At 60.3% G+C, this 16402-nt stretch carries 13 protein-coding genes and 2 pseudogenes; 13 read left to right on the top strand and 2 right to left on the bottom strand.

The window, feature by feature from the left end:
- Positions 1 to 9: 9 nt before the first annotated feature.
- The 10 genes and pseudogenes from AB4N44_RS29305 (at position 10) to AB4N44_RS29260 (ending at position 12251) form a co-directional block, all read left to right on the top strand.
- Positions 10 to 1860 (top strand): IucA/IucC family protein, encoded by a 1851-nt coding sequence (locus AB4N44_RS29305; protein ID WP_460110895.1) that lies wholly within the window; start codon positions 10 to 12, stop codon positions 1858 to 1860.
- Between the two features lie 13 nt (positions 1861 to 1873).
- On the top strand, positions 1874 to 3115 hold the full coding sequence (locus AB4N44_RS29300; protein ID WP_150751915.1) for an MFS transporter: 1242 nt from the start codon (positions 1874 to 1876) through the stop codon (positions 3113 to 3115).
- 13 nt (positions 3116 to 3128) lie between these two features.
- Positions 3129 to 4313, top strand: coding sequence for an aminotransferase class V-fold PLP-dependent enzyme (locus tag AB4N44_RS29295; RefSeq protein WP_150773863.1), 1185 nt, complete (start codon positions 3129 to 3131; stop codon positions 4311 to 4313).
- An 85-nt stretch (positions 4314 to 4398) separates the two neighbouring features.
- A pseudogene (locus AB4N44_RS29290) lies at positions 4399 to 4913 on the top strand (sigma-70 family RNA polymerase sigma factor).
- A complete protein-coding gene (locus AB4N44_RS29285) occupies positions 4914 to 5891 on the top strand; it encodes a FecR domain-containing protein (RefSeq protein WP_150751912.1) in 978 nt (325 codons plus the stop codon). It abuts the pseudogene before it with no gap.
- Positions 5892 to 5988: 97 nt separating this feature from the next.
- Positions 5989 to 8403: a TonB-dependent siderophore receptor gene (locus tag AB4N44_RS29280; RefSeq protein ID WP_455805682.1), complete on the top strand. Its 2415-nt coding sequence runs from the start codon at positions 5989 to 5991 to the stop codon at positions 8401 to 8403.
- 62 nt (positions 8404 to 8465) lie between these two features.
- Positions 8466 to 9647 (top strand): ABC transporter substrate-binding protein, encoded by a 1182-nt coding sequence (locus AB4N44_RS29275; protein WP_460110899.1) that lies wholly within the window; start codon positions 8466 to 8468, stop codon positions 9645 to 9647.
- On the top strand, positions 9644 to 10705 hold the full coding sequence (locus AB4N44_RS29270; RefSeq protein ID WP_150751909.1) for a FecCD family ABC transporter permease: 1062 nt from the start codon (positions 9644 to 9646) through the stop codon (positions 10703 to 10705). The genes AB4N44_RS29275 and AB4N44_RS29270 overlap by 4 nt, the downstream gene beginning before the upstream one ends.
- A complete protein-coding gene (locus AB4N44_RS29265; protein WP_150751908.1) occupies positions 10699 to 11454 on the top strand; it encodes an ABC transporter ATP-binding protein in 756 nt (251 codons plus the stop codon). The genes AB4N44_RS29270 and AB4N44_RS29265 overlap by 7 nt, the downstream gene beginning before the upstream one ends.
- Before the next feature lie 167 nt (positions 11455 to 11621).
- Positions 11622 to 12251: a hypothetical protein gene (locus AB4N44_RS29260; protein ID WP_116029146.1), complete on the top strand. Its 630-nt coding sequence runs from the start codon at positions 11622 to 11624 to the stop codon at positions 12249 to 12251.
- A gap of 82 nt (positions 12252 to 12333) precedes the next feature.
- Here the strand turns inward: AB4N44_RS29260 and AB4N44_RS29255 are convergent, their stop codons facing one another.
- On the bottom strand, positions 12334 to 13332 hold the full coding sequence (locus tag AB4N44_RS29255; protein WP_110720925.1) for a bile acid:sodium symporter family protein: 999 nt from the start codon (positions 13330 to 13332) through the stop codon (positions 12334 to 12336).
- An 84-nt stretch (positions 13333 to 13416) separates the two neighbouring features.
- Between AB4N44_RS29255 and AB4N44_RS29250 the strand changes: the two genes are divergently transcribed.
- Positions 13417 to 14205: an AraC family transcriptional regulator gene (locus tag AB4N44_RS29250; RefSeq protein ID WP_368967867.1), complete on the top strand. Its 789-nt coding sequence runs from the start codon at positions 13417 to 13419 to the stop codon at positions 14203 to 14205.
- Here the strand turns inward: AB4N44_RS29250 and AB4N44_RS29245 are convergent, their stop codons facing one another.
- Complete coding sequence (locus tag AB4N44_RS29245; RefSeq protein WP_460110903.1) at positions 14206 to 15150, bottom strand: Dyp-type peroxidase; 945 nt, start codon at positions 15148 to 15150, stop codon at positions 14206 to 14208. It lies immediately after the preceding gene.
- A gap of 164 nt (positions 15151 to 15314) precedes the next feature.
- Here AB4N44_RS29245 and AB4N44_RS29240 point away from each other — a divergent pair, with 164 nt between their 5' ends.
- Positions 15315 to 16289 (top strand): TerC family protein, encoded by a 975-nt coding sequence (locus tag AB4N44_RS29240; RefSeq protein ID WP_460110905.1) that lies wholly within the window; start codon positions 15315 to 15317, stop codon positions 16287 to 16289.
- A pseudogene (locus AB4N44_RS29235) lies at positions 16282 to 16398 on the top strand (metal ABC transporter ATP-binding protein); the annotation flags it as partial. The gene AB4N44_RS29240 and the pseudogene AB4N44_RS29235, both read left to right, overlap by 8 nt.
- Between the last annotated feature and the right edge of the window lie 4 nt (positions 16399 to 16402).

Raw genomic sequence — 16402 nt, 5'->3', positions numbered from 1 at the left:
ACCGCTGATATGGATGACTTCAAGACACTGATCGCCTACTCCCGCAAAAACGCCATGCGCCGTCTGGTGCGTTGCCTGTTTGCGGAAAACATCCTCGACCGTTCGGCCCTGAGCTTTTCCGTCGAGGGACACCAGGCGACTTACCCGCTCAAGGGCGGACGCGCCCATCTGGCCTTTTCCGACATCGCCAAAAGCCCGGCCGATACCGTGGTCAACGACGGCGACGTGGTGTTGGTGACCGATGAAGGCGTGCGCCAGCTCATCACCAGCCACCAGGACATGCTCGATGTGCTGCGCGACAGTTTCGACTTCGCCCCGACCGACGAAGGCGTGGCCGGGCTCAAGTCCGACATGGAAAACAGCCTGACCAACGACGCCCACGCCCGTCAGCATCGCCAGCACTGGAACGCCCGACTGGCACAAGCCGCCAAGGATCAAGGACTGCACAGCTTTACTGATTACTTGCGCCAGCACGCCAAAACCAAGGACGCCGCCATTCTTCTCGACCAGTGGGGTTCGCTGGAAGGCCATCCTTATTACCCGACCTGGAAAGCCCGCCCGGGCCTGACCGATGAAGAGGTCGAGCAACTGTCGCCCGAGTTCAACGCACAGGTGCCCCTGCGCATCGCCGCACTGCGCGCCGACAACGCGAAAAGCGAAAGCATGCCGCACGTGATCGATTACCGCGCCTGGTTCGCCGAGCATTTCCCGACGCAATGGGCGCAATGGAAAGCCTCGCTCAACAGCAAGGGACTGGACGAAAACCAGTGGCTGCCCTTGCCGATCCACAGCTGGCATTTACAAGCCTACGTGCTGGAAACCTTCGCGCAGGAAATCGCCGACGGCATTCTGATCACCGATGGCCCGGACCTGCCAACCCTGCCGACCATGTCCTATCGCACGATGATGCCGGTACTGGACGAATCCGCGCCGCTGATCAAACTGCCCATCGCGGTATGGATGACCAGCGAACTGCGCAGCCTGCAAGCCAAGTCGATTCACATGGGTCCGCGCATCAGTACGGTGATCAGCAAGATTCTCGAGACGGAAAACGGCTTCGATCAGCGCCTGGAAATCTTCCCGGAAGAAATCGGTGTGCGTTACAAAAACGCGGTGACGCAGGACGATCACCCGGGCCGTCATCTGTCCGTGGTGTATCGCGCCAGCGCACCAGCGTTCGAACGCAACGATAAGTGTCTGCCGATAACCGTGGCTTCACTGTTCACCCGGTTGCCCGGCAGCGGTCGTCCGCTGTTCACTGATCTGATTGAACGTGACGGTGTGCGCGCCAATACTGCGCAGGTCGAGAACTGGTTTCGCGAGTACGCGAAAGTGGTGACTCACCCGGTGGTGGCGATCTACTTGATGTACGGCATCGGCCTTGAGGCGCACCAGCAAAACACCATGGTGCTGTTCTCCCCGGACGGCAAAGCACGTAGTCTGCTGATCCGCGATTTCGGCGATGGCCGCACTTACGCGCCGTTGCTCGAGGGCCGTGGTTACAGCCTGCAACCGCACGTGCAGCCGGGTATTCTGCCGACAGTATTCTCCGGTGATATCGAGCCAGTACGCATGTTTGTGCTCGACGCGGCGTTCCTCACGCACCTGCATGAAATCGCCCTGTGGCTGACCAAGGAATACGCTTTCAACAACACGCGGCTCTGGCAGGTGTTGCGCGAGGAAACCGACCTCGCCTTCGAAGCGGTGCGTGACCGGGTCGCGGCAGACGTGTGGGAAACCGAGCACAAGGCGTTCGTCGAAGAGGCTTGGCCAACCCGTTCGTTGTTGCGCATGCACTTGATGCAGTACAGCAACTATCGTTTGCAACACACCCTGACCAACCCGCTCGCTAGCGTTTAACCGAGGCTGACTCATGTCCCAAGCAGGTGCCATCCAGGGTTCGAGAGTAAGAATCCTGATTTATCTTCTATTTGCGATCCAGCTGGTATCGATGGGCGCGATGGAAATGAGCGGGCCGTTCTGGCCTGTCCACCTGCGTGGGCTGACGACGTCAGAGTCGCTTTTCAGCTTCGCCAGCATCGCCGTGTACGTCGGGCCGATGCTGGGCATTATTCTCACCAGTGCATTCTGGGGCCGGATCGGTGATCGCTACGGCCACAAGTTGATGATGATCCGCGCCCTCGCCGGCTTGTCGTTGACCCAGCTTGGGCTGGCGCTCTTCAGTGATATCTGGGTGATTCTGATCCTGCGTTTTCTGCAAGGCGCGTTTGCCGGCTATATCGCGCCGGCACAGGCCTATGGCGTCAGCATTGAAGCGCCGTCGCGGCGCGCTCGGCTGTTCGCCATTCTGCAAATCTCGACCAATGTCGGCTCGCTGCTGGGTGCGGTGGTCGGCGGCTTGATCCTCGATTACGCGACGTTCTTCTGGATCAACATCATCGCTTCGGCGCTGTGTGCGGTGTGTACCGTGATCGCCGCCGTGACCTTGCCGGACGTGCCGCCGGTGAAGAAAGCCGTGATCGTCGACAAAACTGCGCCGGTTCGTTCCGGCAGCCTCTGGCAAGGCTCGCCATTGCTGTCGCTGCTCGGTGTGATGGGTATTCTGTTGCTGGCGCGGATGCTGCCGCAGACCTCGTTTTCGCTGTATGTCAGCTCGGTGTTCGAGGTCAGCAATTCGGTGGTCGGTCTCTGCTACGGCTTGCTGGCGCTGGGCTTCATTCTGTCGGCCACGGCGTGGTCGCGTTATTTCGAACACCGTGGTCAGCAGGACACCTTGCAGCGCATGACTTACGTGGTCATCGGCTGCATCGTCCTCACTGCGGTGGCGGGAATCACTCACAACCCGCTGGTGTTCGTGGTCGCCTACTTCATCTGGGGCGTACTGCTCGGTGCAACAACGCCGGTGTTGATGGCGCTGATCTCGAAGACCGCCGATAGCTCGCAACAGGGTCATGTACTGGGCATCGCTCAGGGCACTGCGCAATTCGCTTCGATTGCGGGGATTTCCGCCGGCGGCCTGCTCAGTCAGGTCTACGGTTTGCAGTACACCTATCTGTTTGTTTGCCTCGCTTACGTCGTCGCACTGATCCCGATCGTCGCGTTGCGCTACTGGCCGGCGGCGATGCAACCGAGCCCTGCCCCGGACGGGGAATGAAAGGAGTCTGCTTTTGAACATTGAACAACTGCGCGCCCACACCCCCGCCGTCGCGCAACTGATCCACTTCAATAATGCCGGCGCGGCGCTGATGCCCGCGCCGGTGATCGAGACCATGACCCGTCATATTCAGCTTGAAGCGACTCTGGGCGGCTACGAAGCCGCCGGGCAGCAATCGGCCGAAGTGGAAAATGTCTACGCCGCCATCGGGCAATTGATCAACGCTCAGCCTGACGAAATTGCGGTGATCGAGAACGCGACCCGCGCCTGGGACATGGCGTTCTATTCGTTACCGCTGCAACCCGGCGATGTAGTGCTGACATCGACCACCGAATACGCCGGCAACTACATTCCTTATCTGCAAATGAAGCAGCGGCGTGGTATCGAGATTCGGGTCATTCCTAACGATGAACACGGCCAGGTTTCCATGTCGGCACTAACGGCCATGCTCGACGATGATCGGGTTGCGCTGATTTCCCTGCCGGTGATCGCCACCAATGGCGGCCCGGTGCAACCCATCGAGCAGATCGGTGCCCTCGCCCGTTCGGCTGGCGTGCTGTTTCTGCTCGATGCCTGTCAGGGTGTCGGGCAGATGCCGATCGACGTGCAAAAAATCGGCTGTCATATGCTCGCGGCCACCAGTCGCAAATACCTGCGCGGGCCGCGCGGGATGGGCTTCTTGTATGTCGAAAAGTCCCTGTGCCAGAACCTGGAACCGGCATTTCTCGATTTGCATGCCGCCTCATTGCAGGACGCCGAGACGTTCGAAATCCGCGGCGATGCCCGACGTTTCGAGAATTGGGAATGCAACGTCGCCGCCAAGCTGGGCCTCGGTGCGGCGGTGGAATACGCGCTGGCGCAAGGCATCGAACCGATGTGGCAGCGGATTCAGCAATTGGCTGATTACCTGCGCCGGCAACTGACAGATATCCCCGGTATCACGCCGCGAGACCTCGGGGTGCAGAAGTCCGGCATCGTCACGTTTACTCATCGCGACAGCAGCGCCGCGCACGTTCAGCAGTGGCTGGCCGGCCAGGAAAAGCGCATCAACGTCAGCACCTCGACGTTCCGTTCGACCCTGCTCGACATGCAGCACAGGGACTTGCTGGAGGTCAGCCGTGCGTCGGTGCATGCGTACAACACTGAGGCGGAAATCGACACAATGGTTGCTGCACTGCGCGGTTTGCAGGGTGCCTGAGCAGGACGCCAATCGGCGCTTGCGTCAAAGAGGGGTTGTAAACTAGCATTGGGAATACTTCTCAATTGCATGAAAATCTGCAGCCATGAGCGAAACCCTTCCCGCGAATAATGCCAATCACCTGCGCGCGATCGAAGCCCTGTACAGCGGCCATCACGGCTGGCTGTACGCGACGCTGAGAAAAAACTGGGAAACTCCATGGATGCGGCGGATCTGGCGCAGGACACCTTCACGCGCATCCTAGCCTCGCAAGTCACCGTCATTGAGCAGCCGCGCGCGTATCTGAGCTGCGTGGCCAAAGGCATTCTGGTCAACTGGTATCAACGCAAGGCGCTGGAACGTGCCTACCTGGACGCCCTCGCCCATGTGCCGGCGCCGGAAGTGCCTTCGCCGGAAGTGCGTTTCATGGTGCTGGAAACCCTGCACGAAATCGACGCGATGCTCGACGCCCTGCCGCTGCTGGTCAAACGCGCCTTTCTGTTGTCGCAGATCAGCGGCCTTAAATACGACGACATTGCCGAGCAGTTGGGCTTGTCGCTGATCACCGTCAAACGCTACATGAAGCAAGCCTTCGTGCAGTGCCTGTTGCTGGTGGAGTAAATGCTCGCACGGCGCAATGAACCACACCTTGATCATCAGGCCCTCGAGGAAGCGGCCGACTGGTTGATCCGCATGAGTGATGGTGAACTCAGCGACAGCGAGCGCGGCGAATGGGAATACTGGAAAGCCAGCACGCCCGAGCGCGGTCGTGCCTGGGCGCGGGCGCAGTTGTTGCAGAGCAAACTCGGCGGCCTGCCACCGTCACTGGCGATGTCGGCGCTCGATCGCCCGAGCAGCCCGGAGCGCCGTGCGGCGTTGGGCAAACTGGCGATGATTCTGGCCATCCTGCCGGCCGGTTGGGGCAGCTGGAAGCTGGCAGAGTCGCAGCAATGGTCAGCCGACTATCGCACTGCCGTTGGCCAGCAACGCGAGCTGACCCTGGCCGACGGCTCGAAAATCACCCTGAACACCGACACCGCCATCGACGTGCTGTTCGACGCCAATCAACGCCTCATCCACCTGCGCGAAGGCGAAATACTGGTGCAGACCGCGCCGGACATTTCACTGTTGGCGCGACCGTTTCTGGTCAGCACCCGCCAAGGTCGCATGCAGGCGCTGGGCACGCGTTTCACCGTGCGCGAACTGCAACCGCGCACCCACCTCGCCGTGCTGGAAGGCGCGGTCAAAGTCGAGCTCGCGGACAATCGCCAGACCACGCCGCTGATCGTCAACGCCGGTCAACGCACTGATTTCTCTTCCGACACCTTCGGCCAGCTCAGCGTTGCCGACCGTTATGTCGGTGCCTGGACGCAAGGCATGCTGATGGCCGACAAGATGCGCCTGGCCGATTTCGTCAACGAGCTGACGCGCTATCGCCGCGGTTTCGTACGCCTCGATCCGGCGCTTGCCGATCTGCGCATTTCCGGCGCCTACCCGATCAGCGACAGCCAGCGCACCTTGAACATGCTGGCGCAAACCTACCCGATCCTCGTCAGCGGCCATTTGAATGGCTACTGGGTCATGCTCTCCCCGGCCTGAGTGAAAAAATAATTGCCGCTGCGGTGATACTTTTTTCGATCTCGACTGGCTATTGGGGAGAAGCACCTTTTCGTCCTGTTCATAGGCTCATTCATCCATGCTTGCCGCACGCCACCTGCGCCCGGAACGTCAGCTCAAACCCGTTGTTCGCAGTGCGTTGCTAAGCCTTGTCCTGATCGGTGCCGTTTGCCCGTTTGCCTTGGCCGCCGTGCCGGTGCAACTGGACGCTGTCGCGGTTCGTGCCTACAACATTCCCGCTGGGCCGCTGGGTGCGACCCTGTCGAGCTTCGCCGTGGACGCCAACATTGCCCTGTCGTTCCAGCCCTCGCTGGCCGAAGGCCTGACCAGCCCTGCGCTGATCGGTAATTACTCGACGCAGGAGGCGGTCAATCGCTTGCTGGCCGGCAGTGGCCTGGACATGGTCTTGCGCAGCGACGGCAGCTACACATTGGTGCAGCGCCGGGTGACGCTGGATGAAACCGCCGTGATCGGCACCGACAAGCGCAGCGATGCCCTGCCGCAGGTGTATGCCGGTGGCCAGGTGGCCAACGGCGGGCGCCTGGGCATTCTTGGCAATACGGATGTCATGGACGCACCATTCAGCGTCAGCACCTACACCTCGGCGCTGATCAAGGATCAACAGGCCGTCACCGTCGGCGATGTGCTGGAACGTGATTCTTCAGTGCGCTCCACTGGCCAGACCGGGGGGATTGTCGACTCGTTCTTCATCCGTGGCTTTCCCGTCGGCGAAGGCAACCTCGGTGAACTGGCCTTCGACGGCGTGTACGGTGTGGCGCCCAACTATCGGGTGTTCACCGAATACGCCGAGCGCATCGAACTGGTCAAAGGCCCCGGCGCCCTGCTCTACGGCATGTCACCCAACAACGCGGTGGGCGGCGTGATCAACGTGGTGCCGAAACGCTCCCTCGATGAAGACCTGACCCGTTTCACCGCCAGTTACGCCATGGATGCTCAGGCCGGTGGCCATCTCGATGTCAGTCGACGTTTCGGTGAAGAGCGTCGTTTTGGTGTGCGCTTCAACGGCAGTACGCAACTGGGCAACACAGCGATCGACGATCAATCGCGCCACGTCGACATCGGCGCGATTTCCCTCGACTATCAGGGCGAACGCCTGCGCACAACCTTCGACTGGCTCAACCAGAAAGAAAGCTTCGACGCCGCTTCGCGGCCGTTCCTGATTGCTCCGGGCGTGGACATTCCTTCCGCCGCCAACGGTCGCAGCAACGTCAGTCAGGATTGGGGCTGGTCGAAAACCCGTGACAAATCGGCGCTGCTCAGCGGCGAATATGACCTCAGCGACGCATTGACGGTGTTCGCCCATGCCGGCGGCGGCAAATCGGATGTGGCGCGAATGTCCGACCAGACGCCGACCATTATCAATGCCGCAGGCGACACCTCATCGATCCCCGGTTACTACAAGTTCGAAGTCGAGCGTTACACCGTTGATACCGGTGCGCGGCTGCGCTTCGATACCGGGCCGATCAGTCACCGCACCACTGTGCAGGTCAGTCGCTATCGCGATGTGTTGTCGCGCGGGATCATTTCCGGCGCACCGATCCTGTCGAACATTTATCACCCGGTGGATCGCCCGCAACCTTACATCCCCAAGCCGGATACGCCGAAGGTCTCGCAGAGCGAACTGACTGGCGTGGCGCTTGCCGACACGCTGTCGATTCTCGATGACCGCGCGCAGGTAACCCTGGGCTTGCGCAAACAGAACATCAAATCCGACAACTACAACGCCGCCGGCGTGGTGACCACGTCCTACGACGACGGCCGGACGACCCCGTTGTTCGGCGCGGTGATCAAGCCTTGGGACCACGTTTCGTTCTACTACAACTACCTCGAAGGGCTGAGCAAGGGCGACATCGCGCCTTCCACCGCGTCCAACGCTGGCGAGATCTTTGCCCCTTATGTTTCCCGCCAGCACGAACTCGGGGTCAAAGCCGATTACGGCACGTTCACCTCCACCATCAGCCTGTTTCAGATCACCAAACCCAGCGGCGAACTGGCCTCCGGGGTGTTCTCGGTGCAGGGCGAACAACGCAATCGCGGGCTGGAGCTGAACGTGTTCGGCGAAGTCACGCCGGGCACTCGCCTGCTCGGCGGCGTGACCCTGCTTAATGCCGAACTGACGAAAACCGGCGTGGCCGCCAACCGCGGCAACAAACCGGTCGGCGTGCCCGAGGTTCAGGTCAACCTCTGGGCCGAATGGGACACCTCTTGGGTCGAAGGGCTGACACTGACCGGAGGCGCGATCCACACCGGCAGCCAGTACGTGAACCAGGCCAACACACAAAAACTCGATGACTGGACCCGCTTCGATGTCGGCGCCCGCTACAGCACGCGCATCGATGATCGACCGACCACGTTTCGCGCCACCGTGCAGAACGTGTTCGATCACGAGTACTGGTCGGGCGTCGCTTCCTACGGCGCGTTCTCCCAAGGCTCACCGCGCACCTTATTACTGTCGGCGACTGTCGATTTCTGAAACGTTCAGCCGGACAGCGGTGTGAGCCGTTGGCCGAACTGACCTTTGCAAAGGCTTTGACCATGGTGATTTTCGATCGACGCAGCCTCGCGTTGGCTGCGCTGTTACTGGCAGGACTGCTGAGCCTGTCTGCGCTGGCGCCGCGCAATGCAAACGCCACCGAAGCGGATACGGCGCGCACCGAAGTGACCGATCTGCTCGGGCGCAAGGTCAAGGTGCATCTGCCGGTCAGACGGGTCATCCTCGGTGAAGGCCGGCAGTTGTATCTGGTCGCCGCATTGGACACACAGAATCCGATCGAACGCATCGTCGGCTGGCGCAAGGACCTGATCCAGTCCGACCCGGACACCTACAATGCCTACCTGCGCAAATTCCCCGGCATTGCCAAAATCCCCACCTTCGGCGGCTTTGAAGACGGCACCTTTGATATCGAACAAGCGATCTCGCAGCGCCCGGATGTGATCATCCTCAATATCGAAGCGCAGCACGCCACCGAAGATGCACGCTACATCGAGAAGCTCGACGCTTTGGGCATCCCGGTGGTGTACGTCGACTTTCGCAACAACCCGATGCAGAACACCGAACCGACCATGCGTCTGTTCGGCAAACTGTTCGGTAAAGAGCAACGCGCCGAAGCCTTCATTGATTTTCGCAACCAGCAGATTCACCGCGTCACCGACGTCATCGAGAAACAGCACCCACCGCGTCCAAGCGTGTTCATTGAGCGCATTGGCGGCTACACCGACGATTGCTGCCTGAGTTTCGGCAACGAGAACTTTGGTCTGTTTGTCGACATGGCCGGCGGCAACAACATCGCCCGGGGGATCATCCCGACCACGTTCGGCCAGTTGAATCCCGAGCAGGTCATCGTCGCCAATCCGGCGCACGTGGTGGTCACCACGGCCAACTGGGAAGCCTTTGCACCCGGTGGCCACTGGGTCGGTGTCGGGCCCGGCGCCGACATGAACCAGGCACGGAAAAAACTCGCGTGGTATACGCAGCGTCCGGCCTACGCCGGGATCAAGGCTCAGGAGACACAAGCCTTCCACGCCATCTGGCATCAGTTCTACAACAGCCCTTATCAGTTCGTGGCCATTCAGCAATTGGCCAAATGGTTTCACCCGGAGCTGTTTGCCGATCTCGACCCGGACGACTCCTTCCGCGAACTGCACGAGCGTTTTCTGCCTGTGCCGTATGAGCCGGGCTACTTCGTCAGCCTGCGTAATCCTGAGGTCAAACCATGAGTTCGTTGACCGAGACCGTCGAGGTGCAGCGCGAAACCTATCGGCGACTGGTGCTGCGTAAACGCCTGATCCTCGCAGGGCTGGTGGTTCTGTTGCTGTGCAGTGTGCTGCTCGATCTGGCACTGGGCCCGGCGAGTTACAGTTTCAGCGAAGTGCTTGGCGCATTGTTTTCACCGGACAGCGCGTCTCCACAAGTGCGCGTGGTGATGTGGGACATTCGTCTGCCGGTGGCGCTGATGGCAGTGGCGGTCGGCGCGGCGCTGTCGCTGGCCGGCGCGCAGATGCAGACCATCCTCAACAACCCGCTGGCCAGTCCGTTCACCTTGGGTATTTCCGCCGCCGCCAGTTTCGGCGCGGCGCTGGGCCTGGCCTTCGGTGTGGCGTTGTTCCCGCTGGCCGCGCAATTCATGGTGCCGCTCAACGCCTTCATCATGGCCATGCTCTCGGCGCTGTTGATTCACTTTCTGAGCATGCGCCGTGGCGTCACTGCCGAAACCATCGTGCTGCTCGGCATCGCGCTGGTATTCACTTTCAATGCGCTGCTGGCGCTGGTGCAGTTCTTCGCCACCGAGCAAGCCGTCGCCGCCGTGGTGTTCTGGACCATGGGCAGCCTGACCAAAGCCACCTGGCCGAAACTCGGGGTGATTTGTCTGGTGATCCTGATCACCCTGCCGATTTTCGCCAAACGCGCCTGGGCCTTGACCGCCCTGCGCCTGGGCGACGACAAGGCTGCCAGTTTCGGCATCAACGTGCGCAGCCTGCGCTTTCAGACGCTGATCATGGTCAGCCTGCTCGCCTCGTTTCCCGTGGCCTTCGTCGGCACCATCGGCTTTATCGGACTGGTCGGGCCGCACATCGCGCGCATGCTGATCGGTGAAGATCAGCGCTTCTTTTTGCCGGCCTCCTTGCTCACCGGCTCGTTGATTCTCTCGGCCAGTTCGGTGGTCAGCAAGACCCTGATCCCCGGTGCGATTTTCCCTATCGGCGTGGTCACCTCACTGATCGGCGTGCCGTTCTTCATTTCACTGATTCTCGGCGGGAAGAAAAACTCATGGTGACGCTGCAACTGGAAAATCTCGGCGCCCGCTACGGTCAGCGCGAGATCATTCGTGGTGTCTCGACGGCAACGTTTTCTGGCGGTCAGGTGGTTGCCGTGGTCGGGCCTAATGCGGCCGGCAAATCGACGTTGTTCAAACGTATGGCCGGGCTGATCGAAGGCCCCGGGCAGGTGATTTTGCAGGACTCGAAAAAAGGCCCGACCGGTATCAGCTACATGCCGCAAGGCCTGAATGCCAGTGCGCGTTTGACGGTGTACGAATCCGTGCTGCTGGCGCGCAAGCAACTGACGCCAGGCTGGGTGGTCCACGATGATGAGCTGAAACTGGTCGACAAAATTCTCGCCGCGCTGGGCATCACCGGGCTGTCGTTTCGTAACCTTGGTGAACTCAGCGGCGGTCAGCAGCAGTTGGTCTCCATTGCCCAGACGCTGGTGCGCGAGCCGGAAATCCTGCTGATGGACGAACCGACCAGCGCCCTCGACATGCATCGACAAGTGCAAGTGCTGAACTTCATGCGCAGCCTCGCGCGCAAACGCGAGGTGATTGTGTTCATTGCCATCCATGATCTGAATCAGGCGTTGCGCTTCGCCGATCAGGTGTTGGTGATTGCTGATGGCACCAGTCAGGGGAGCGGCCCGAGCAATGAGGTGATCACCGAACAGATGCTGCGCGATGTCTACAAGGTTGAGGCGCGCATCGAGCAGTGCAGCCGTGGGGTAAACCACATTCTGATCGACGACATCGTATGAAGTGCAATCGCTGCTGGCAACGGTGCAGCGCGGTGTTGTAACGTTGTGCCCGCCTCGTGCCAAGCGCCAATCAGCGCCGATCTTTGCCGTAGAGCATTGCTCGTCGAGAAGTGGCAAAACACCGTCGTCACTGGACTGGCCGTCAATAATTTCAGGAAGAAAAAGGCATGAAAATCACAGCCATTTCACCGTTGAACAGCGCAACACCGCAGTCTATTGTCGACCTGATATCGACCCTTCGTTCAGACCTCGTTGTACTGCCAGGCTTCGCAGAAAACATTCCTGCTGCAGCGGCCATTCAGAAAGTACTCCACCCCGGCACCAAGGTTTTCCTGGAGTCGGGAAAGAAGCAATCAGTCACTCCCTGGCTCGTTTCCCCGACGGAAATCATCGGGATGCCAAAGCAGATTTTTGCTCAAGCCCCAAACGCTGAAAACTTGCGACAACTGGAATCGAGTTTTCAGGGCCGGACGTTCAAGATCCGCCATCGTGAGGTCTCATTCATACTCTGCGGTGAAATCAACGCCTTCAACACCGATGGTTTGGCGAAAGCTGAAATCCAACTGCCTTTTGACGTTCTGGTGAATCCGGCCCACTCACTGATGGGCCGTTGGCATATTCTCGGTGCCAAGCTCCGTGCTCTGTCTGTCGGTCGCACAGTCGTACACGTCGCGAATAACGCCAAAGGGAGTCGTTCGCCCACTACAGATGTTCGTATCTACCACGACGGAGCACCCGTGGGAGTAAAGGAGCGCAACGACAGTGCGGCGTGGTGCACGTTTCAGCTAAGCGCCTGAAAGACGCCTTGCGACCACCTGCATTCGCGGTGCAACCGGGCTAATACTTCGTCATCAGCGCTCCGATAGACCCGAGTCGGAGTCATGGATCGACTTGTGCCATCAGCTCTGGCACCGATTCCGGGCGCTTGGCGTAGCGCTGCGCCAGCACCGCACAGACCATCAACTGGATCTGATGGAACAGCATCAGCGGCAGGATCAGCACGCCGATGGTGCTGCCGGCAAACAACACCTGCGCCATCGGCACGCCGGTGGCCAGGCTCTTTTTCGAACCGCAGAACAGAATGGTGATGCGGTCTTCCTGGCTGAAGCCGAATGCCTTGCCGAGCAACGTCGACGCCAGCAGCACCAGCGCCAAAAGAATGCAGCAGACCACCACCAATCCCAGCAGATCAACGACCGGAATCTGATGCCAGATGCCTTCGTTGACGGCCTCGCTGAACGCGCCGTAGACGACCAGCAAAATCGAGCCCTGATCGACGAACTTCAGCCAGTTCTTGTTGCGTCCGACCCACGCGCCGATCCAGCGCCGGGCGATCTGTCCGGCAATGAATGGCAGGAGCAATTGCACGCTGATTTTCAGGATCGCATCCAGCGTCGAACCACCATCACCGTGGACGTCGAGCAGCAACGTGACCAACAGCGGCGTGAGGAAAATCCCGAACAGGCTCGATGCCGCCGCGCTGCAGATCGCCGCCGGAATGTTGCCCCGGGCCAGCGAGGTGAACGCGATCGCCGACTGCACCGTGGCCGGCAGTGCGCACAGGTAGAGCATGCCCATGTACAGCTTGTCGCCGATCAGCGGTGACAGCAGCGGTTTCAGCGCCAGGCCCAGTAACGGGAAAAGGACAAACGTCAGGCCAAACACCAGCAAATGCAGGCGCCAGTGTCCGGCGCCGGCAATGATCGATTCGCGCGAGAGCTTGGCGCCATGCAGGAAAAACAGCAGCGCGATGGCGATGTTGGTCAGCCAGCCGAAGCCGACGGCGACCTGGCCGCTGGCCGGCAGGAAGCTGGCCAGCAATACGACGCCGATCAGCGTCAGGGTGAAGTTGTCGGGCAAAAAGCGGGGGCGAGTCATGGTCGGTTCATCCGGGGGTTGCCAGTGCGTGCCGACGACTCTAACGTGACTGCCAATTACCGACTAACGCCGAAGGGCCACAAGATGCCGCCTAAAGGACATGACAAAAGCGTGCGCCGCAGCATTCCCGGGCTGCCCAGCCTGCCGCGTCCACTCTACGGGCGCACCGAATCGCTGCCCAATCGCGCCCTTACTCGGCGCCACAGTCACCCGTGGGTGCAGTTGTCCTACGCGATTCAGGGTGTGCTGGAAATACAGACCAGCGCCGGCCGTTTCGTCGCCCCACCGGAGCGCGCGGTGTGGATCCCGGCGGGCGTGCCGCATCGGGTGTTCAGCTCGCCGCACACCGAAATGCGCAGCCTGTACATCGATTGCAGCGTCGCCGGATGGGCAATCGAGCGTTGTCACGTGCTCGGCGTCAGCGATCTGCTCAGAGAACTGATCCGCGCGTTCAGTCAGGTCCCGGTGGAATACGACCAGAGCGGCCCGCATGGACGTCTCGCCCAAGTGATCCTCGATCAACTGGCCGAAGCGCCGCAGATCGACCTGATGTTGCCGTTGCCGCAAGACGCCCGCTTGAAGCAGATCTACCAGAGCCTGGAACAACATCCGGAACAGCAGACCACGCTGAGCCACTGGAGCGAGAAGTTCGGCGTCACCGAAAAGACCCTCACCCGTCTGTTTCTGCGCGACACCGGCCTGACCTTCCGCGCCTGGCGCCAGCGCTTGCGCCTGCTTGGCGCACTGACGCCGTTGGAGAAAGGTGAACGCGTTACCGATGTTGCGCTGGCCTGTGGTTACGACTCGACGTCGGCGTTTATCGCGGCGTTTCGACAGCAGTTTGGTGAAACGCCGGGGGAGTTTTTTCGCTGATCAGCGATCCGCCAGTTCTTCCAGCAAGTCCGCTGACGGCACGAAATAAAGGCTGCCGGTAACCGCCGTGCTGAAATCCAGCAACTTGTCGTAGTTACCCGGTGGCTTGCCGACGAACATGTTTTCCAGCATCTGCTCCATCGGCTCGGGCGAGCGCGCGTAACCGATGAAGAACGTGCCGAACTCCCCTGCTCCCGGACGGCCGAACGGCATGTTGTCACGGAGGATTTTCACTTCCTCGCCGGCTGCGTTGGTGATAGTGGTCAGTGCGCTGTGCGAGTTGCTCGGTTTGACCGCGTCATCCAGTTCGATATCGGAGAGTTTCGTGCGACCAATCACGCGTTCCTGCGCTTCAACGCTCAAGCCGTTCCATGCGGTCATGTTGTGCAGGTACTTCTGCACCAGCACGTAACTGCCGCCGCTGAAGTCGGGGTCTTCGTCACCGACGATGGCGAAGTTGAGCGCTTTGCGCCCGACCGGGTTTTCCGTGCCGTCGACAAAACCGATGATGCTGCGCATGTCGAAATAGCGAAAACCCTGCACTTCGTCGACCACGGTCACCGCATCGCCGAGAACCGCCATGATCTGCGTGGCCAGTTCAAAACACAGGTCCATTTGATCGGCGCGAATGTGCAGCAGGAGATCACCCGGGGTTGCCGGGGCATGTCGCCCTTCCCCGCCAAATTCGCGAAAACCGTGCAGCGACGCCGGGCGCGGATGGCCAAACAGGCGATCCCAGGCGTTCGAGGAAAAGCCGCAGATGCAAGTCAGATTGCCGGTCGGTACACGCTTGCCAACCGAGCGCACCAGCCCGGCGACATCGCCGCACCAGTCTTTGACGGTTTGCGCGGCTTCAGCCCCCGGATTCAACGTCGCGACGATGAAAATCGCGCTGCTGGTGATCGGACTGCACACCGCTTGAGGTTCGAGAATGTCGGTATTCATCGTTGAAAACATTGCTCCGTAAAAAGTGCCCGAGCTGTTAACGAGGGCGGATAGTTCGTTTTTATCGAACTGTTGCGCAGAAATAAACGATTTTTCTTTGCGGCAATCCCGTCGCTAGCATGGCCTCGTCTGACCCCAATCGAAGAATAGACAGGGAGCGTGACATGCCAGCCACAAACATCAATATCGGCGAACCGTGGATGTGGGCCGCCTTCATCGTCTTCGTGCTTGCCATGCTGGCATTGGACCTGTTTGTCTTCGGTGGGCGCAAGGCGCATCGGGTCTCAGTGCGCGAAGCCTTGTCCTGGGTCATCGCCTGGTGCTTGCTGGCACTGAGTTTCGCGGCGCTGCTCTGGTGGTATCTGCACGGCGCGTTCGGCGCTGAAATCGCGCGGGAGAAGACCCTCGAATTCCTCACTGGTTATCTGATCGAGCAGTCGCTGTCGATCGACAATATGTTCGTCTTCGTGATGATCTTCAGTTACTTCGCCGTGCCGCCGGAGTTACAGCGGCGGGTGCTGCTGTACGGCGTGCTCGGGGCGATCGTGATGCGCGCGGTGATGATTTTTGCCGGGGTGTGGCTGGTGTCGCAGTTTGAATGGCTGCTGTATGCGTTCGGCGTGTTCCTGATCTTCACCGGGATCAAGATGCTGGTGTTTGCCGACCACCAACCGGACCTGGACAAGAATCCGTTGCTGCGCTGGGTGCGCGGGCATATGCGCATCACCAGCGGGTTTCATGGCGAACGGTTTTTCGTCCTGCAGAACGGCGTGCGCTGGGCCACGCCGATGTTTCTGGTGCTGGTGCTGATCGAGGCCAGTGACCTGATGTTCGCGGTGGACAGCATCCCGGCGATCTTCGCCGTGACGACAGACCCGTTCATTGTCTTCACTTCGAACATCTTCGCGATCATGGGCCTGCGCGCGCTGTACTTCCTGCTGGCGGACATGGCGGACCGCTTTCATTTGCTCAAGTATGGGCTGGCGATTGTGCTGGTGTTTATCGGCGGCAAGATGGTGTTGATGCCGTGGTTGCACATGCCGGTGGAGTGGTCGCTGGCGGTGGTGGGCGGGGTCATCCTGAGTTCGGTTTTGCTGAGCCTATTGACCACCAGAGAGAGCGACCGCAGCACTGAATGACACCGCACAAAACCCTGTGGGAGCGAGCCTGCTCGCGAAGGCGTCGGACCAGTCAACATCGAAGTTGAATGACACTCCCCTTTCGCGAGCAGGCTCGCTCCCACATTTGGATT

The sequence above is a fragment of the Pseudomonas sp. S3_C06 genome (assembly GCF_054667675.1).
This window is presented reverse-complemented; position numbering and strand designations above follow the sequence as displayed.